Annotated in this window: 11 protein-coding genes and 1 tRNA gene; 7 read left to right on the top strand and 5 right to left on the bottom strand. The window is 60.4% G+C overall.

The features are described 5' to 3' along the window. Positions 1-161 precede the first annotated feature (161 nt). The 7 genes from AB5758_RS07805 (at position 162) to AB5758_RS07775 (ending at position 15114) form a co-directional block, all read left to right on the top strand. Positions 162-245 (top strand) — tRNA-Leu (locus tag AB5758_RS07805). An 87-nt stretch (positions 246-332) separates the two neighbouring features. After that, the gene (tig, locus tag AB5758_RS07800) at positions 333-1634 is read left to right on the top strand and encodes a trigger factor (RefSeq protein WP_368141624.1); all 1302 of its coding nucleotides are present in this window, start codon (positions 333-335) and stop codon (positions 1632-1634) included. A 163-nt stretch (positions 1635-1797) separates the two neighbouring features. Further along, positions 1798-2418, top strand: a complete 621-nt coding sequence (locus AB5758_RS07795; protein WP_022095182.1) for an ATP-dependent Clp protease proteolytic subunit — start codon at positions 1798-1800, stop codon at positions 2416-2418. A 1-nt stretch (position 2419) separates the two neighbouring features. Next, entirely contained in the window at positions 2420-3829 is a 1410-nt protein-coding gene (gene clpX, locus AB5758_RS07790; RefSeq protein WP_138112285.1) for an ATP-dependent Clp protease ATP-binding subunit ClpX, read from the top strand. A 284-nt stretch (positions 3830-4113) separates the two neighbouring features. Further along, on the top strand, positions 4114-6810 hold the full coding sequence (locus tag AB5758_RS07785) for a valine--tRNA ligase (RefSeq protein WP_368141623.1): 2697 nt from the start codon (positions 4114-4116) through the stop codon (positions 6808-6810). 274 nt (positions 6811-7084) lie between these two features. After that, positions 7085-8428: a bifunctional folylpolyglutamate synthase/dihydrofolate synthase gene (locus tag AB5758_RS07780; RefSeq protein ID WP_368141622.1), complete on the top strand. Its 1344-nt coding sequence runs from the start codon at positions 7085-7087 to the stop codon at positions 8426-8428. 233 nt (positions 8429-8661) lie between these two features. Beyond that, a complete protein-coding gene (locus AB5758_RS07775) occupies positions 8662-15114 on the top strand; it encodes an Ig-like domain-containing protein (protein WP_368141621.1) in 6453 nt (2150 codons plus the stop codon). Between the two features lie 341 nt (positions 15115-15455). Here AB5758_RS07775 and AB5758_RS07770 read toward each other — a convergent pair whose 3' ends face one another. The 5 genes from AB5758_RS07770 to AB5758_RS07750 all read right to left on the bottom strand — a co-directional run bounded on the left by AB5758_RS07770 (position 15456) and on the right by AB5758_RS07750 (position 19898). Then, positions 15456-16544 carry a M24 family metallopeptidase gene (locus AB5758_RS07770; RefSeq protein WP_346977258.1) on the bottom strand — a complete coding sequence of 363 codons (1089 nt, stop codon included), beginning with the start codon at positions 16542-16544 and terminating at the stop codon, positions 15456-15458. A gap of 483 nt (positions 16545-17027) precedes the next feature. Next, entirely contained in the window at positions 17028-17426 is a 399-nt protein-coding gene (locus tag AB5758_RS07765; protein WP_346977260.1) for a DUF1667 domain-containing protein, read from the bottom strand. 3 nt (positions 17427-17429) lie between these two features. Then, complete coding sequence (locus AB5758_RS07760) at positions 17430-18782, bottom strand: NAD(P)/FAD-dependent oxidoreductase (RefSeq protein WP_346977262.1); 1353 nt, start codon at positions 18780-18782, stop codon at positions 17430-17432. A gap of 1 nt (position 18783) precedes the next feature. After that, positions 18784-19176 (bottom strand): (2Fe-2S)-binding protein, encoded by a 393-nt coding sequence (locus AB5758_RS07755; RefSeq protein ID WP_346977264.1) that lies wholly within the window; start codon positions 19174-19176, stop codon positions 18784-18786. Next, a complete protein-coding gene (locus AB5758_RS07750) occupies positions 19164-19898 on the bottom strand; it encodes an NAD(P)/FAD-dependent oxidoreductase (protein WP_346977265.1) in 735 nt (244 codons plus the stop codon). The genes AB5758_RS07755 and AB5758_RS07750 overlap by 13 nt, the downstream gene beginning before the upstream one ends. Positions 19899-19965: the final 67 nt, after the last annotated feature.

Raw genomic sequence — 19965 nt, 5'->3', positions numbered from 1 at the left:
GGTATCGGGTTCCCACATTCATCCGCACATGTGCGGATGAATGAGGGAGGTGTTCGGATAAAGTCGATAATCAAGGCACTCGTGGTGAGGTCGTGAGCCTGTAAAAGGTGTGCGTGCGCTTGCCGCTCGTATCTGCTATCATTCCTAGTCTGTGCGCTCATGCGGGCGTGGCGGAATTGGTAGACGCGCCAGATTTAGGTTCTGGTGGGATTCCCGTGAAGGTTCGAGTCCTTTCGCCCGCACCAACGCACCCGCGTCGGCTTATGCCCTCGCGACGCTTGTTGCATAAAGGTACCAGCACCTCAGATAAGCTGGGCAGTATGAGGAGGAACGTGTTGAACATCACCGCTTCTGACGTCAAGGACGCCAAGCTCACCGCTACGGTCACCATCCCGGCCGCCGACGTCGACGCCGCGATCAAGAAGGCCTACAAGGACACCGCCAAGAAGTACCGCTTCCCGGGTTTCCGCGCCGGTAAGGCCCCCCGTCCGGTCATCGACTCTGCTCTTGGCGCCGAGGCTACCCTCGCCCAGGCCACCAATGACCTGATCGCCGCCAACGAGCCCGCCGTCCTCAACGAGCTGGACATCGTCCCCACCAAGAACGGTGACTACAAGGACCTCGACCTCGCCAAGGATCACGAGGACTACACCTACACCGTCGAGTTCTCCCTGCGTCCTGCCGCTGAGCTCTCCTCCTTCGACGCTGTCGAGATCGAGATGCCCCCTGCGGAGGTCACCGAGTCCGAGATCAACAACCAGGTCGAGATGCTCCTCAACTACCGTGCCACTTTCGAGGACGTCGAGGGTCGCGCCGTCGAGGCCGAGGACTACGTCACCGTCGACCTCAAGGCCGTCGAGAACGCCGACAACTTTGCCGCCGAGGGCCGCATGCTCATCGCCGGTAGCGACAGCAACCCCAAGGAGTTCAACGAGGCCCTGATCGGCGCCAACGTTGACGACGTCAAGACCGTCACCTGGACCGACGAGGTCGAGGAGGGCGAGGAGGCCGAGACCCACACCGTCGAGGTCACCGTCAAGGGCATCAAGGTTCGCAACACCCCCGAGCTCACCGACGAGCTCGTCAAGTCCGACTTTGGCTTTGACAGCATCGACGCCATGCGCGACGCCATCAAGATCGAGATCGAGCAGGACAAGGCTTCCCGCCTCCCGGCCGAGAAGGAGAACCGTTGCGTCTCCGCTCTCGCCGAGCGTCTGCAGCTCGACGAGATGGACGCCGACTACGAGCAGTCCGTCTTTGAGGAGCTTGGCCAGAACTTCCTGTCCAACCTCGCTGCCCGCGGCATGACGCTGGACACCTGGCTGCCCGCTTCCGGCCTGACCATGGAGCAGTTCATCGGCGACCTGCACAAGCAGGCCAGCGACGTTGCCCGTGAGTCCCTGGCGCTCGACGCCCTCGCTCGTGAGCTCAAGATTGAGGTCACCGAGGATGATATTAACGCCGAGTTCGAGAAGGCCGGCGTCAAGGACGTCGAGGCTTCAAAGGCCGAGTTCATCGCCGATGGCCGCATGCCTGCCGTCCGCGAGTCCATCCGTCGCTCCAAGGCCGTCGACCACCTGGTCGAGAACGCCAAGGTGACCGAGGTCGACGAGACCGCCAAGGACGCCGAATAATTCTCGCCACCTTGCCCGCGAGCGCATGCGTGCGCCCGTGATGGGGTAAAGTTATACACCGGTTATCCGGTAGCTTCGTACGGTGCCAGCCAATGCATAGCATGCGGGCACCGTACGTTTATCTAGAACCAATTTGGTCCGCAAGAGAGAAATGGAGATGCGTATGATCGCTAAGTTCGATTCCGCCCTCGTGCCATACGTTATCGAGCAGACGCCGCGCGGCGAGCGCAGCTACGATATCTATTCGCGCCTGCTCAACGACCGCATCATCTTCTTGGGCGAGGAGATCAACTCCGTCAGTGCCAACCTGGTCGTTGCCCAGCTGCTGCATCTTGAGAGCCAGGATGCCGAGAAGGATATCTCGCTCTACATCAATTCGCCCGGCGGCGAGGTCTACTCCGGCCTGGCGATTCTGGACACCATGAACTTCATCAAGCCGCAGGTTTCTACCATCTGTGTGGGCATGGCCGCGTCTATGGCCGCCGTGCTGCTTTCGGCCGGCGCCAAGGGCAAGCGCTTCTGCCTGCCGCACTCCAAGGTTATGATTCACCAGCCCAGCGGCGGTGCCCAGGGCCAGCAGACCGAGATCGAGATCGTGGCCGAGGAGATCAAGAAGACCCGCCGCGAGCTCAACCAGATCCTGTCCGACGCCTCTGGCCAGCCCATCGAGAAGGTCCAGGCCGACACCGAGCGCGACAACTACCTGACCGCTGCCGAGGCCCTCGACTACGGCCTGATCGACCGTATCGTCACCTCGCGCGACCTTGCCGCGAAGGACGCCTAGGATGGCCGGTAACATGCAGGACAACTTTGACGAGAACGGCAACCCCATCCGCTGCTCCTTCTGCGGAAAAGAGCAGGGGCAGGTTCGCCGCCTTGTAAAGGGTCCGACCAACATCTTTATCTGCGACGAGTGCGTCGCCGCCTGCTCCGAGATCTTGGAGGAGTCGCTGGCTTCGGACTTTATGGACGCTGCCCGCAACGGCAAGCTGCCGGGCTTTCTCAACGATCACGGGCAGGCTGCATCTCAGCCCGCCGTGGACCCCGAGGCCGAGGGCTTTGAGCTCGAGGACGACGCCCGTCAGGTCATTACGCATGTGCCGACGCCGCACGAGATTTATGACGAGCTTTCGGCCTATGTCATGGGCCAGGAGGACGCCAAGCGCGCCATGTCGGTTGCCGTGTACAACCATTACCGCCGCGTGATCGAGGGCGGTGCTGCGCTTTCGGCCTTTGACGACGGTTTGGACTCGCAGCTCGACGATGATATGGATGAGGTGGAGCTCGCCAAGTCCAACATTCTGCTGCTCGGCCCCACCGGTACCGGTAAGACGCTTCTGGCGCAGACGCTCGCGCGCATCCTCGAGGTGCCGTTTGCCATCGCCGACGCCACCGCGCTCACCGAGGCCGGTTACGTGGGCGAGGACGTGGAGAACATCCTGCTCAAGCTCATCAATGCCGCCGATGGCGATATTGAGCGCGCGCAGGTTGGCATTATCTACGTGGACGAGATCGACAAGATCGCCCGCAAGGCCGAGAACCTCTCCATCACCCGCGATGTTTCGGGCGAGGGCGTTCAGCAGGCGCTGCTTAAGATTCTTGAGGGCACGGTGGCAAGCGTTCCGCCCACCGGCGGCCGCAAGCATCCCCAGCAGGAGCTGCTGCAGATCGACACGACCAACATCCTGTTTATCTGCGGTGGTGCCTTTGTGGGTCTGGACAAGATCATCGCCGATCGCGTGGGCAACAAGGGCGTGGGCTTTAACTCCGAGATCGCCGGTCCTACCTCGGTCGACGAGAACGACCTGCTGCGCCAGGTGCTCCCGCAGGACCTCAACGCCTTTGGCATGATTCCCGAGTTTGTGGGACGTACGCCCGTCGTCACCCAGACGCAGGCGCTCGACGAGGACGACCTGGTGTCGATCCTGACCGAGCCCAAGAACGCCGTGGTGCGTCAGTACCGCAAGATGTTCCAGCTCGAGGACGTTGAGCTTGAGTTTGAGGATGCCGCCCTGCACGAGATCGCCCGCATGGCGCTTGCCCGCAAGACCGGCGCCCGCGGCCTGCGCTCCATCTGCGAGGACGTGCTGCAGCAGACGATGTTCGACCTCCCCAGCGAGGAGGGTGTTTCCAAGGTCATCGTGACCGAAGCCTCCGTAAAGGGCGAAGAGCAGCCCCAACGCATCTACGGGTAAACCAGCCAAAAACGTGCTTGCAAATAGCCTCCGACCACCCGCGGTCGGAGGCTATTTTATATATACGCAATAACCCCAACTACCTGTGTTATTCTGTGTGTTTGTTTAAGCCTCAGCGAAGTCATATCAGACTGAAGTAATCGATACCTAAGGCGTGTCCGCCTGCTTGGTTTTCGTAGATTCCGCACGAGCCGAAGAGCACTTAATGTGCTCTTCGTGCGAGCCAGGACCTGACCGAGCGAAAACCAAGCAGGCGGACACGCCGGCGGGACAGGGAGAGATATATGGAAGAGATGCCCAAGAACTACGATCCGTCGACCAACGAGCCGGCGATCCTGCAGAAGTGGCTCGACGGCGGCTACTACAAGCGCCGTGAGGGCGTGGGCGACTGCACCGTCACCATTCCGCCTCCCAACGTGACCGGCAAGCTCCACATGGGTCACGCCACCGACGACTCCATCCAGGACGCCATCATCCGTATGGCCCGCATGCGCGGCAAGTCCACGCGTTGGGTGCTGGGTACCGACCACGCCGGTATCGCCACGCAGACTAAGGTCGACAAGAAGCTCAAGAGCGAGGGCATTAGCCGCCTGGAGATTGGCCGCGACAAGTTTGTCGACGCCTGCTGGGACTGGACCCACGAGTACGGCGGCATCATCGTCGAGCAGATCAAGCGTATGGGCTGCTCCGTCGACTTTGATAACGAGCGCTTTACCATGGACGAGGACTACGCGCAGGCCGTACGCAAGGTCTTTTGCGACTGGTACCACGACGGTCTGATCTACCGCGGCAAGCGCATCGTCAACTGGTGCCCCAACTGCACCACCGCCATCTCGGACGACGAGGCCGAATATAAGGACGAGAAGGGCCACCTGTGGCACCTGCGCTACCCGCTGACCGAGCCGGTCAACGGCCAGGATTACATCGTCGTTGCCACCACGCGCCCCGAGACCATGCTCGGCGACACGGGCGTCGCCGTCTCCCCGAAGGACCCCGAGAAGGCCGCCTTTGTGGGTAAGACCGTCAAGCTCCCCATCGTCGACCGCGAGATTCCCATCTTTGAGGATTGGCATGTCGACGCTAACTTTGGTTCCGGCTTCGTTAAGGTCACCCCTGCCCACGACCCCAACGACTACGCCATGGGTCAGGCTCACGACCTGCCGCAGATCAACATCTTCGACGAGCACGCGGTGGTCGTCGAAGGCTACGGCGAGTTCACCGGCATGAACCGCGACGAGTGCCGCGAGGCCGTCATCAAGTGGTTCGAGGAGCACGACCTGCTCGATCACGTCGAGGACCTCGATCACTCCGTCATGCACTGCTACCGTTGCGACGCCGCACTGGAGCCGTGGCTGTCCGAGCAGTGGTTCGTCGCCGTCGATAAGCTCAAAGGGCCGGCGCTCGACGCCGTCAACTCTGGCAAGGTCACCTTCCACCCCGCGCGTTGGACGCAGACCTACACCACCTGGATGGAGAACCTTAAGGACTGGTGCATCAGCCGCCAGCTGTGGTGGGGCCACCGCATCCCCGTGTTCTACTGCGAGGACTGCGGCTGGGAGGACGCTCTTACCGAGGACACCGATGTGTGCCCCAAGTGCGGCGGCCATCATGTGCATCAGGACGAGAACGTGCTGGACACCTGGTTCAGCTCGCAGCTGTGGACCTTCGCCACGCAGGGCTGGCCGCAAAAGCCGGAGCTGCTCGAGGGACATCACCCCACGACGGCGCTCGTCACCGCCCGCGACATCATCGCGCTGTGGGTCGCCCGCATGGTCATGAGCTCGCTGTACTTCCTGGACGAGGTGCCGTTTAAGGACGTCGTCATCTACCCGACGATTCTTGCCAAGGACGGAAGCCGTATGTCCAAGTCCAAGGGCAACGGCGTTGACCCCATGGACCTCATTGGCATGTACGGCGCCGACGCCATGCGCTACAACCTGCTCACGCTGTGCACCAACAATCAGGACGTCAAGTTCGACGCGAACATCGACAAGAAGACTAAGAAGCTTATCGACAGTCCGCGTACCGAGCAGGCCAAGTCGTTTGTGACCAAGATCTGGAACGCGAGCCGCTTCCTGCTCATGAACATGGAGGGCTACACGCCCGGCGAGCCCGTCGTGGAGACGCCGGCAGACGCTTGGATGTTCAGCCGCCTGGCCAAGGCCGTGAAGATGGTCACCGAGGGTATCGAGAACTACACCTTTGGCGACATGGCCCGCGGCGTGCAGCAGTTCTTCTGGAACGAGGTCTGCGACTGGTACGTCGAGGTCACCAAGGCCCGCTTGAAGGGCGAGGGCCGTCTGCAGGCGCAGCGCAACCTGATTTTTGTGCTTGACACCTCCATTCGCCTGATGCACCCGCTCATGCCGTTTGTCACCGAGGAGATCTGGGACAACATGCCGGCGAGTGTGCTCGATCTGGACGCCGAGGGCAACGTGAACCGCGCCGAGGCGCTCATGATCGCCAAGTGGCCCGAGCCCGCCGACTACGCTAAGTATGTTGACGAGGACGCCGAGCGCGCGTTTGAGCTGTGCCGCGCCGTCGTTTCCGCCGCCCGCGCCACGCGTTCGCGTTACCGCTTGAGCCCCAAGGCCGAGCTCGACGTGGTCGTGCGCGCCGGTGCCGAGGACATCGAGAAGCTCGAGAGCCTGCGCTCGACGATTGAGCCGCTGGCGAACACTGCTTCTCTGGTCATGGGCACCGACGTTGAGAAGCCGGCTGCGAGCATCGCCGTGGTCGACAGCGGCGTCGAGGTCTTTGTGGTGCTCGAGGGCAAGGTTGACCTTTCGGCCGAGAAGGCGCGCCTGGAGAAGGAGATCGCCGCGGCCCAGAAGGAGCTCGCCGGCTGCGAGAAGACGCTTGCAAACGAGGGCTTTGTGGCCAAGGCCGCGCCCGCGGTGGTCCAGAAGAAGAGGGACCGTGCAGCAGAGCTCAAGGAGATCCTGGCGGCACTGACTGCTCAGGTTGCTGACTTCTCGTAAGGTGGACTGTGGGGCGCGGTTTGGGGCATTGCTCGCTACTGCGAACAGTCCTGCTCGCACGAAGGCCACATTAAGTGGCCTTCGGCTCGTGCGGAACTTGTATCGAGCAAAGCCCCAAACCGCTCCCATAGCGGTTACGGTGGCGTCCGCTGCCTGGTAGGGCCACTTGGTTGTGGCCTTGATTCTGCTGCAAGCGGTGTTTGGCTGATATTTTGAATGGGAGGGGCTCGTTGTTTATTACGGGCCTCTTTTTATGTTGAGGGGACTTTGGGTTATGGCTAAGCGTTCTGGGTCGTATGTCGTTCCTTTCTCGTTTGAGTTGCTTTCGTTTGGTGAGGCTGTTGGGCTGGCTGCCGATACGGGGCGGATTTCTGGGGATGCTGGTCCTCTGCTCGAGACGGTTGTCGATATGCTCGATGAGTTGGGGCGTCCGGACGAGTATTTTGATTGCATTCAGGTTGCCGGTACCAATGGCAAGACTTCGACTACGCGTTTTTCGGCTGCTATTCTTCGCGGCGAGGGGCTCAAGACCGCGCTGTATACGTCGCCTCAGCTGGTGCGCTATCCCGAGCGCATGGAGGTTGACGGGCGCGTTGTGAGCGATGAGGCGTTTGCCCGTGGCGTTTCGGCCGCTGTTGAGGCGGGGCATCGAGTGAATGCCCGTCGTGTGGCGGCGGGGGAGCGCGCCTATACCATCACGCCGTTTGACCTGCTGACGGCTGCTGCACTGGTGGTGTTTGCCGAGGCTTGCGTGGACGTGGCCGTGCTTGAGGTCGGCATGGGCGGACGCTGGGATGCTACGAGTGCGACCGATCCTGTCGCCGTGGCCATTACAGGCATTGGGCTCGATCACACACGTATTTTGGGCGATACGCTCGAGGTCATTGCGGGGGAGAAGGCTGCGGTCATTAAGCCCGGACGCCTGGTTGTGCTGGGCGAGGGCACGCATGAGGCGAGCGTTCAGCGCGTGATGGATGCCCGTTGTCGAGAGTGCGGCATTGTGCCGCTCGTGGTGAGGCATGCCACGACTAAGGTGCCGGTGCATGTGGGCGACACGGTTGAGTTTAGCTGCACCACGCCACGTGCGATCTATACGTCGAGCATGGTCAAGCCGGCCTATCAGCCGCAGAATGCCGCGTGCGCGATTATGCTTTGCGAGGGGTATCTGGGTCGCGAGCTCGACCACGATGCGCTGGATGCATCGCTTATGGGTTGCCCCACACCGGGTCGTTTTGACGTGCTGGGGACCGATCCGCTTAAGCTGATTGACGCCTGTCATAACCCCCAGAGCTGCGAGAACTTTGTGAGCGCGCTGGACGAGATTGATCCGTGCGTGGAGAATCGCCCCACGCTGCTGTGCGCCGCGCTGGCCGACAAGGACGTGGCGGGCATCGTCGACGTGCTGATCCCGGCTTTCCCGTGCGTGGTCGTGACCCAGACCGATTCCGATCGCGCCCTGCCGGCGGAGGAGCTCGCCGCACTTGTGGACGCTGACAAGCTTGTTGGCGTGTACCCCAGCGTGTCCGAGGCCCTCGCGGCCTTCGATGCCGCAGACGAGCCTTTCGTAGCTGCCGGCACCATCACCCTAGCCGGCGAAGTAGCCGGTCTGCTCCGCTAACCCATCCCCTCATCAGTTGCGGTGAAATACGGACTGTTTTACAAGCCAGAGGCCTCAAACAGTCCGTATATCACCGCAACTCAAATTAGCTGCCCTGGGGTGCCCGTTTACGAAGCCATTTATGCCGCTTAACCTGTAGCATATTGCAAACCTCCATCGGCGAAGGATACGCTCAACTTAACTTGCCAATCGGACCAGTGCTGTTTGGTCCGTTGAGCGTGTCGGGAGGAAACATGAACAGAAGGCATGTCAACGCGGCCATTACCGCGGGTTTGGCTCTGACGATGACGGTCGGCTCGGTGCCGCCGCAGGCGTTCGCCGAGATGATGCAGGGTGATACTACCCAAGTCGTTGCCGAGCAAAGCGATGCGACGGGTGCGGCTGCCACGTCTGCGGACACCGGTCAGGCAACCTCGCAAGACCAGAGTGAAGACAAGATCGCCTCTTTTGCCAGCCTGAACGAGCTACATGTTGCCGAGGGATCCGACGTCACGCTGCCCCAAACTGTAACGGCAACCTACGAGAGCGGTACCACCAAGCAGGAAAACGTCATCTGGAAGCTGAACGGCGCCGATGCTCCGGCAACCTTGGCGCAGCTGCCTGCCGGCTCGTATGAGTTTGAGGGTACCGTCGACGGCACCACGCAGACGGTCAAGCAGCGCGTGGTTGTCGAAGCTGTTACGGCGGACCCGGCAGTGGTAGATCCGGCGGCAGTAAACGCCCCTGATGTCACAGAGACGAGCAACGAAAGTGGCATTACGGTCGAGTCGATCGACGCCAACCCGATTCTGGAAAAATATGTCGGTGCCGATTACTACGGCCAGATCCAATCTTCGAGCGTTAAGGTAAAGCTGTCGGATGGCACCGAGACCTCGGCGTATGTTGATTGGGACGAAAAGTCGCAGACGGCATTTGATACGGCGACGGAGGAATCCGAAGTCCCCATCACCGGACAGATTACCGGCGTTAGCGTGAACAACAACTGGATCACGCTCGCGGAGCCGTACAAAGTGAGTGGTGTGCTCAAGGTGTACGTTCCCCGTTCAACCAGTAATGGCTCATGGGTATGGACTGCAGCTGGTATTGCTCCCGCGCTTCCGTCCAGCATTTCGGTCAATTATTCAAATGGTCAATCTTATACATGCCCTGTTGAGTGGAATGAGATCTCGGCTGATCAGTACCAAAAGGAAGGAACCTTTGTTGTCGAGGGACATTTGAAGAGCTATCCCTCTATGCTCGCACAGTGCACGGTCGCAGTCCGCTCTGTTAAGAGCGTCCAGACCGAGTTGACGTGTACGACCCTAACTGGTGAGGTCCCGTCTCTGCCGTATTCTGCTTCGGTTGTCTTTGATAGCGGCGCCACCGAGCAGATCCCGGTGTCTTGGGATTCTTTCGACGCGTCGCTTTACTCTAAGGTGGGCTCGTTTACGGTTAAAGGTAAACTAAACGGTTTTGATTACCGTGAGGTTACCTGCACCGTTACCGTCAAAGATCCTAAGGACGTACTCGATCTTAATTCTCTGAGGTTCGAGCGCGTGGTCGGCGACATTTCTCCTCTTAGCACGTATGTCTATTTCCCGTTTACGCAGTCAAATAACACTACATACACCCAAGGTTATCAGGTTAATTGGGACAACGCCGACGTGTCTCAATTTCAAAAGGCAGGCACCTATACGGTCACGGGCACGCTTGTGACATATAATGAATCTTCAGCCGCTAATGGCCTAAAGGTAACTGCTCAGGTCGAGGTCAAAGAAGTTGCCTCTATCGACGCTCTTGCTCCCGTTAACACGCCCGTCGGCGTACGTCCTACAACGGGCGGCGGTCTTCCCTACAGCGTTGAGGTTGCATTCACCGACGGTACAAAGAAGCAGTGCAACATTGCGTGGGACCCTATTTTGGACACGCAGGTGGCAAGTGAGGGGTCGTTTAAGCTTTCCGGTTCGCTGTCGTATTGGACCAATACCTCATCTTCATCGTCTACTCAGGTGGAACTGGGTGACAGCAACCGAGTCACGGCGACCATCTCCGTCCGCGCCCTGCAGATGCCTTCCTCGACATCGACAAGCACGCTTATCGGTTGCCAGCCCAATATGCCGGGTTCAATCGAGGCCACGATGTGGAATGGCTCGCGTGGCAATTTCCCCGTTCAGTGGTCGACGATTAGTCAGGACGCCCTAAAGAACCTTGGCCAGATTACGGTTAGCGGATACTTTACCGGCTCTAACATTCCGGCTACGGCGACGGTCAACGTCTGCGATCTCGAGGACAGCAACATCGGCAAGATTGCTTATGTTCCCGGCGCCGGACTTCTGGCTCCGCGCTACACATCCACGCTGTATTTGTCGGATGGCAGCTCGTTCTATCCCCAGTATTCGTCGGGGCAGCCTTATAGCTGGGATGAGTTTCCTCAAGAACTGCTGGACGGCAAGCCTGGCGAGTACGAAATTACCGGTACTATCACTGGCTCGTTGGCAAAGATCCATGCGACAGCGGCGTGCGGCGAGGTCAAGGGCGTTAACAACTATAGCGATAACGGTGTGACGCTTGGACAGTCGTACGAGGACTGGCGCGTTATCTATCCCGGCGAGGAAGTCAATCTGGACTACTTCTACGTGTCCGGCGTATTGCAGGATGGAACGACTTTTGACAGTCTCGGCGTCAACTGGGATACCTACGATAGGTGCCCCCAGAAGGACTGCACGATTACCGGAACGGTCGTCGGAACGAATATCCCCGTGAAAGTGCACGTCATCGTGACTAAAAACTGGGAGGCTCAGCCACAAACCATTACAGTGCTCAAGGGCAGCGACGGTACCGCTATGCTTCCCAGCTATGTCGATCTTGTCAGTTCTGATGCGGCAGAACATCCGGACTATTCGCATAAATACGCCGAGGTCAAGTGGAACACGAAAGGTTTTGATTGGACTCAGGGTGGCGTTGTTCGCGGCACTGCAACAATTAGCTTTAATGCAGGGTACGGCATGCAGGCGGTTGACGTTCCGATTACTGCCACCGTTAAGATCGCGAGTAAGGCAACCTCGGTTCAGGGCGGAACCATATGGACCGTCCCCGGCACCAAGCCGATGCTGCCGGAATACCTTGAGGTTCGATACGACAACGATGTGTCTTCTGAGCCCCAGCGCGAAAAGGTCACATGGGACCGTGTCGCCGAAGACGCGTATGCCAAGGACGGTTCGTTTAAGGTGAAGGGCAAGCTCCAAGGTGGTGCCGAGGCGACAATCACTGTTGACGTCTGTTCCGTCACTTCCGTTAGCGTTCCTGAGCGCATTAATACGGCCAGCGGTGTTTTCCCCGAGCTGCCGTGGAATGTCTCGGTTGCCACGAGTGACGGCAAAACTCATAATGCCCAGGTTCAATGGGATTACGTTCGTCCCTCGGTTTATACCGGAGAGTCGGGTCAGGTCACGACAGTGTCTGGCACGCTGTTTGCAAGCGGCCTCGACGGATACGGTGACGGCACTAACACCGGTCTCACTGTTCAGACCAAGATCGTTATCCAAGGCGTTGAGAAGGCAATCGATAACGGCGAGACCGCAGTGACCACCAAGGCGGGCACTGCGCCTGCCATGCCTTCCAAGATGGCGGTCGAGATGAGCGACGGCTCCGTTTCGACGGCGGCTATTGATTGGGATCCGATTGCGCCCGAGAAGTACGAGCGGCCTGGCACGTTCTATGCGACGGGCCATGTGGTCGGCTTTAATGCCGCTGCTGTTATGGCGCTGCTTGACGATGACGGCCAGAAGGTCGGTGTGGATGAGAACGGCAACGTGACTGCCAAGGTGACGGTTGCCGATAAGAAGGCAAAGAAGGTTGCACTGCAGCCCGAGGCGGTCGTGGTCAACACCACGGTCGGATCGATGCTGGAGCTGCCCGATGCCGTGTCCGTATATTACTCGGATGGCTCAGCGCGGGATACTCGGGGCAGTTTAGGCGGCATCGAGATCGAAAAGTGGACCGACACCGACGGCATCGACCTCTCCAATCCGCTCGCCAAGAAGGGTACGTATAAACTCGTCGGCAAGCTCAAGGATGTCGACAACGTCAACGCCATCGTGTACGTCAACGTCTCCGAGGCGCCGCGAACCATCACCAAGCTCGAGGCCAAGTCGTTTAGCGTTGCCAGTGGTACGTCCAAGCAGGAACTGTACGCCCAGATGCCCAAGCAGGTTGTGGCGACCTATTCCGATGGCTCGACCGATCTGCTCGACATTGACGTGTGGGATCTTTCTAACGTCACGGACGAGCTGCTCAACGGAACCGGCACCGTGGAGATCACGGGTACGGTTAAGCTCAACGGCGCCAAGGTGACCTGCAATGTGACCGTGGTGGATCAGAAGGCCCAGACGCCCGACTACGTCGAGCCGATCGATGTTGTTGAGATTGTGGACAATGCCAAGGTCAGCGACCTTATGGATAAACTGCCGTCCAAGGTGACGGTTGTCATGAAGGACGGCAAGACCAAGAAAGAGACGCCCGTTAAGTGGTCTCAGGTCGACAGCCTGGGCCGTGCCGGCACCGAGTTTGAGGTCACGGGTCTAACGGACAACGGTATGACCGTAAAGGTGAAGGTCAAGGTAACCGCGCATATCGTTGGCTTTGATAACGTTGACGAGATTGAGGTCGAGCGCGATACCAAGGCGGCTGATGCTTTGGCCAAGCTACCTGCCACGGTCACGGCGATCTACTCTGACGATACCGATTCCGAAGCCGGCGTAACGTGGAATACCAATGATCTCTCCGACAAGGACTTTGCCAAGGAAGGTGAAGTTACGGTTAAGGGCACGGTTGCCGGCACGGATCAGAAGGCGGAGTGCACCATCAAGGTCGTCAAACCGCTTCGTGAGATTCCTGATCACCTGGCTGGTACGGTTGACCCTGTGACGCTCGACGACGGGGCAAAGCCCGAGGCTGTTGTGGCCGCGCTGCCTACTACCGTGAAGGTTGCGATGAAGGACGGATCCGAGATCGACTCGAAGATCGCCTGGACCGCTCCCAAGGAGAACCTCACCATCAAGAATGATGGCACGAGCGTTGTCGTTACGGGCAAAACCGCGGTTGGTAGCTTTGAGGTCAAGGCTACGGTCAACCTGGTGCCGGTCGTCGAGAGCGTCGCTGACATCAAGCTTTCGGTTGCTCGCAACACTGCCGCCGACGACATTGCTCTGCCCACCCAGGTGACGCTTAACATGTCTGATGGCTCGACGAAGGCCGCTGCCGTCACGTGGGATAAGAGACCGCTCACGACAGATGCCTTGGGCAAGCTGGGTGACATCGCACTTGAAGGCGCGGTCGAGGGCTCTTCGGTCAAGGCCAAGTGCACGATTACGGTCGTGAAGAGCGATGCCGAGATTCCGGCGTCCGTTGAGCCTATTGCCGGAATTTCCGTTCCCGAGGGCGCGTCTGCCGATGCGGTGCGCGAGGCACTCAAGGGCGTGAAGGCGACCGTTCGCATGAAGGACGGCAAAACGACGGCGGAGTCCGAGATCACATGGACCGAGGTTCCTGCCGCGGCCGACACGTACGGCAACAGCGTCGTTGCCAAGGGCGTGACGGTGAACGGCAACCTGCCCGTCGAGGTCATTGTTACCTCCACGACGACGATCAACAAGGTTGCCGAGGTGCCGCAGATCAAAATTGAGCGCGATGCCAAGGCCGACACTGTGACGGGGCAGCTGCCCAAGAAGGTTGCCGTGACGTACTCCGATGGCCACACGGACGAGGCCGCGGTCACGTGGAATACGGATGGCCTGGACAAGCATCTTGCCACCGTTGGCGAGTACACGATTGAGGGCTCCGTCGAGGGCACGACGCTCAAAGCGACCTGCAAGCTGGTCGTCGAGACGCCGGCAAGCGAGATTCCCGTGAGGCCTGCGACGTTCGCTCCCGTTGAGGTGTTCGAGGCAAGCTCTGCCGCCGATGTGCTGAAGGCGCTGCCCAAGAAGGTCTCCGTGATGATGAAAGACGACAGCCAGGAAGACTACGATGTCGATTGGGAGAATGTCCCCGCACTGGATTGGGGTGCCGATGATGTGACCGTGGACGGTAAGGTTCGCGGTACGGATCTGACGGTCAGCTGCATGGTACGCGTTAAGCCGCGCCCGGCAGCCAAGGGGCTCGTTATCGTTGACCAAAACGGTAAGGCAACGACTTCCGAGACCGTGCTCAAGGTCGAGCGCGGCAAGGAAATTGACCTTGCTGCCGCGGCGAGCAATGCGGCCGATGGCGCGCTGCTGCGTGGTAACGTGACGTGGACCTCGTCCGACCCGACGATCGCTACGGTCGAGAACGGTAAGGTCAAGGCCCTCAAGAACGGTACCGTCGTCGTTACCGCGACGATGCCCGTTGACGGTGACGCCGCGGCGATTGCGACGCTTGCCGAGGATGGCGCTGCGGAGACGCCGGCGCCTCAGCAGCTCACGGCTTCGGTGACTGTCGAGGTTGTTGAACCTGTTGTTGTACAGGAACCGACCGGCGGCAAGGATAACGGTGCCAAGCCCGATGCCAAGGATCCTTCGGGCAAGAAGAATGGCAAGAAGGCCGCTAAGGGAAGCCTGGCTGAGACGGGCGACAACACTGCCGTGACTGTCGCGGCGCTTGGCGGAACCGGCCTGCTGGCGCTGATTGCCGCAGCGATCGAAAAGCTGCGCCATCGCGCGGAGTAAGGCTGCGAGCTTAGAGCCTTAGGGCTCTAGGACTCAAGAAGGCCTCCCGGTTCTCGTCGGGGAATCGGGAGGCCTTTCGTTTGACTGCAGGGCAGCTAATTTGGGACGGGGTTTTGCCTTGAGCGGACTGCTCGCCACGAAATGGGGCTATCTACTACGTTTTGGCGACTACCCTTGACCACACGGAAAATCGTGAAATCAAAATCGCAGGTAGACGGCTTGCTGGTTTTTAAAAAAGACCCGCATGGTCGACCCATGCGGGTTAAACGTAGTAGATAGCCCGTTTTCGTGGCGCGACGTTAGCGGAATGTGTCAACGGGGCTGTCCCTTTGACACATTGTCTAGTCTAGGCGGACCGGATCGTGGGGGTAGGCGTTGAGAATCTCGACGCCGTTCTCGGCCACCAAGGCCAGGTCCTCGATGCGGACGCCGGTGCGGCCGGGGAGGTAGATGCCCGGTTCGATGGAGAACGTCATGCCCGGCTCCACGACTTGCTCGTTGACCAGCGATACGTCGCCCGGTTCATGGTCCTGCAGACCGATCGAGTGACCCAGGCGATGCGTAAAGTACTTGCCGTAGCCAGCGTTCTCAATCACGTCGCGCGCAGCACGGTCCAGGTCGCACATGCGCACGCCCGGTGCGATGAGCGCCTCGGCAGCCTCGTTGGCGCGGCGCACGATGTCGTAGATGCGTGCCGTCTCCTCGTCCGGCTCGCCCCAAAAGAACGTGCGCGTCATGTCCGAGCAGTAGTTGCGATTGCGTCCGCCAATGTCGAATAGCACCACGTCGCCGCTCTTGAGCGCGGTGTCGTCGGGTTCGTGATGCGGGTCGCCTGCGTTGGCACCAAAGCTCACGATCGGCGGAAAGCTAAAGCCCTCGCAGCCGTGCTTGCGGTACAGACCGAGCATCTGATCGGCAATTTCGCGCTCCGTCACGCCTTCATGGACGAGCTTGATGGCGTCGGCCATCACGGCGTCGTTGGCGGCAGAGGACGCGCGCATAAGCTCCTGCTCGGCGGCATCCTTGCAGGAGCGTGCGGCGGTGACGGCAAAGTCGCCCAGGAAAAACTCGCTCGCGGCGTGGCGCTCCATGAGCGGCATCAAAAAGCCGGAGCGCATAACGGTATCGATGCCGAGGGGCTTGGCAGGATTGACCTCGCGTGCGATGGCGTCGGTCACGACGTCGGTATCGGTGTGATAGGCGACGCGGGCATTGTCGTACTCGGGCAGCTGATGCAGGGCGTTGACCAAGATCACGGGCTCGCTGTCGCGCGCGAGCAGCACGCCACAAAAACGCTCGAACATATCGGCATAAAAGCCGGTCAGATAGTAGATCGACCACGGGTCGTTTACGAGCAGCTGTGCGCCAGGGTGTTGAGCCTCGAGCGCATCGAGCACGCGCGCCACACGCTGGTCATCGACATGTGCCATGAAACATCCTTTCGCTAGGGTGCCACCATGGTATCCCAAGCCCGGCACATAGGGACGCTCCTTTTATGACGGCACTTCGGGACACTCCTTGGCATGGCCAGCCTGGCAAGTGTGCAGGAAAAAGGAGTCATAAGAGGCCCGTCCTAAATGGGCTGGTTTCAAAAGTATGGCGGATTACGGGGCTGGACCTGTATTACTTGACCATGGGTAAAATCGCGAAATTAAAACCGCAGGTAGATGGCTTATCAAAAATCGAAAACTGCCGGTATGGATGGGGGTCTCCGAATCGGCCCCGTAATCCGGCATAGTTTTGAAATGGCGCTAAAGTAGGCACAAGCTGAATACCGATTCCAAGGATAGTTGCGGTGGAATAGTTCCTGGATGCCGGGGTTTTGGCGGAAATCAGGAACTATTTCACCGCAATTGAGGAGGGGTGGGGTGGATGGCGGGGTAGCTAAAAGAGCCCCGTCCCTAATTAGCCACTTAGGCTCGGTCGATGTCCATGCTGGCTATTAGGTTGATGTTGGTGTCTAGGAGGTTGGGGAGGATGATGTCGCCCATATGGATGGGGGCGTTGACGACTAGACCTCGGATGAGGGCCATGGCTTGGGCGTGGAGTGCCAGCGGGATGGCTTCGGCCGTGCGCACGGGGAGCAGGGCTTCGTCGCCGCCGGAGACGGCCACGGTCGTCGTGAGCACGCGCATGGGGCAGGTGAGCTCCTGATGTGCGAACTTATCGCCGCGCGGGCAGTTGTTGCCGGTTACGGAGCGCACTTCCACCACGGCGCCATTGGCGTCGCGCTCCACCTCTACGGTCAGAAGGCACTCGGATGGGCAGGTCGTGCAGTTGAACTGCAGCGTTTCGCTCACGTTATCGCTCATAGTTTATGCCTCCTCGACGGGATCGACGGATAGGACAATCTCGCTGGCACCCAGGTCGAGCGCTTGTTGGATGACCTTTGCCGGCAGTGGGAAGCTTTCCATAACGCTCGGCTTAAACGCGCGGACCTTGCCGGCGAACAGTTCCTCGCCGTTTGCCAAGATCCTCACGCGGGCGGCATCGACTGGTCGGCGCACGCGGAAGTTCAGCTTGGTGAGCGCCACGGCCGTAATGCGTCCTGGCAGCGCGTAGCCCGCGATGCCGGCGGGGGAGACCGTGAACTCGCAGCCTGTGCCCGCAGCGCACGCCTCGGCGCCGCCCAACGCCCACGCCGCCGCTGCCACACCGGCGCGCTCGGACTCGGTCGTCACATTGTCGGCCAGGTCGTGCACGTGCAGCACGTTTCCGCAGGCAAAGATGCCCGGCACGCCCGTCTGCAGGCTCTGATCAACCACGGCGCCGCGCGTGCGCGGGTCAAGCTCTACGCCCGCGGCAACCGAAAGCTCGTTCTCGGGAATCAATCCCACCGAAAGCAGCAGTGTGTCGCACGGAACAATGCGCTCGGTCCCCGGAATGGGCGCCAGGTGCTCGTCGACCTGGCTTACCTCGACGGCTTCCACGCGGTCGTGCCCAATCACGCGCGTGACCGTGGTGGACAGATGTAGCGGAATGCCAAAATCGTCCAGGCAGTTGTTGACGTTGCGGCGCAGGCCGTTGGCGTACGGCATGAGCTCGTACACGCCCTCGACGGAAATCCCCTCGAGCGTGCAGCGACGTGCCATGATCAGCCCGATGTCGCCGGAACCCAAAATGACGGCGCGCGAGCCGGGTTTGAGGTTCTCGATATTGATGTATCGCTGCGCCAAGCCGGCCGTAAACACGCCGGCGGGACGGCTACCGGGAATCTTGATCTCGCTGCGGGTGCGCTCGCGGCAACCCATGGCAAGGACGACCGCGCGCCCGGTGAGCTGCAGCATGCCGGCAGGGCTCATGAGCATGACGGTGTGGACCGCGGCTTCTTCCGTAGGCTCGCCCGAATCAATCCCAATCACCATGCTGTCCAGGAACAGCGCAATGTCGGTTGCGTGCACCTGGTCGATAAAGCGCTGCGCGTACTCGGGACCGGTGAGCTCCTGTTTAAAGTGCGACAGGCCAAAGCCAGGGTGGATGCACTGGCGGAGGATTCCGCCCAGGTGCTGCTCGCGCTCCACGATGGCCACGCGTGCCCCTGCCTTATGCGCGGCCAGCGCGGCCGCCATGCCGGCGGGTCCGCCGCCGATAACGACCACGTCGAAGGCTTGCGTTTGTACGGCTTCTATGACGCCGCAATCAATCGCGCTCGATTTGAATTCCGCCATCCTAACGCACCCCCTTCAGCGGTCCCTCAACCAACCAAGATCCGGTATCCTCCAACAGCACCTCGCTGGGGTCGCAGCCCAGCTCTCGGGCAAGAATCGCCACCACGCGGCTCTGGCAAAAACCACTCTGGCATCGACCCATGCCGGCGCGGCAGCGGCGCTTGACGCCCTCGACCGAGACCGCGCCCGGCTGGCGTCGGATCGCGGCCACGATCTCGGCCTCGGGTACTGTCTCGCAGCGGCAGACAATCTGACCCCACGCGGGATTGGACTCAATGAGCTCCTCCTTGTGCGCCAACGGTGCGCGGTCAAAGTCGTCCGGCGCGCGGCGAATTGGGTTCCAGTCTGCCCGCTCGTGCAGCTCCACGCCCGCCTCACGCATCACAAGCTCCATACGCTCGGCTCCTTGTCCAGCACCACGATGTTGCCCTGGCGCCAGACCATCTGGAACTCCTCGGCGCCCGCCATATGCGAGATGTCGGCGGCGCCGTTGCCCGCGGCGTTGATCAGGTAGCGGCAGCGCACATTGCCAGCGGGGGTCGCCAGCGTAAAGCGCGCGTCGTCGCCCGAGCCCGCGACTTCAATCGCTTCCACCGCCGCGGATCGCATAAACGTCACGCCGTTGGCAACCGCGTTCTCCAGCGCAGCAATGGCTACTTCAAACGGGTCAACGTAACCGGTCGAAGGGCACCACAGCGCGCACGTGGCCTGGGCACTCGCACGCGGTTCCAGCTCGTGGATGCTGTCGGGGTCGATAATCGACAACTCGGGCACGCCGTTGGCAAGGCCATTGCTGCGCAACTGCTCCAGTTGTGCACGGTCCTCATCGTTAAAGCCCAACACCATCGACCCGGTGCGGCAGAACAGAAAGCCCAGCTCCTGCGCCCACGTACCGTACAGCTCGCAGCCACGGGCGTTGACCTGCGACTTTACCGTGCCCGGCGCCGGATCGTAGCCGGCGTGCACCAGGCCGCCGTTGGCCTTCGACGCGCCCAGTGCAATATCGTTAGCCGCCTCGACCACGCAAATGGAAAGGTCAAATCGCGCGAGCTGCCGCGCGATGGCGCATCCGGTGATGCCCGCGCCCACAATTGCGATATCAAACGTTTCTGTCACAGTGCCTCCCAGACGAGTTGACAGGCCGTCAATACGACTATCCTACGGTCCGCACACCCCCAGTGCG

Origin of the sequence: Collinsella aerofaciens (assembly GCF_040926405.1) — a bacterium.
Lineage (GTDB): Bacteria > Actinomycetota > Coriobacteriia > Coriobacteriales > Coriobacteriaceae > Collinsella.
This window is presented reverse-complemented; position numbering and strand designations above follow the sequence as displayed.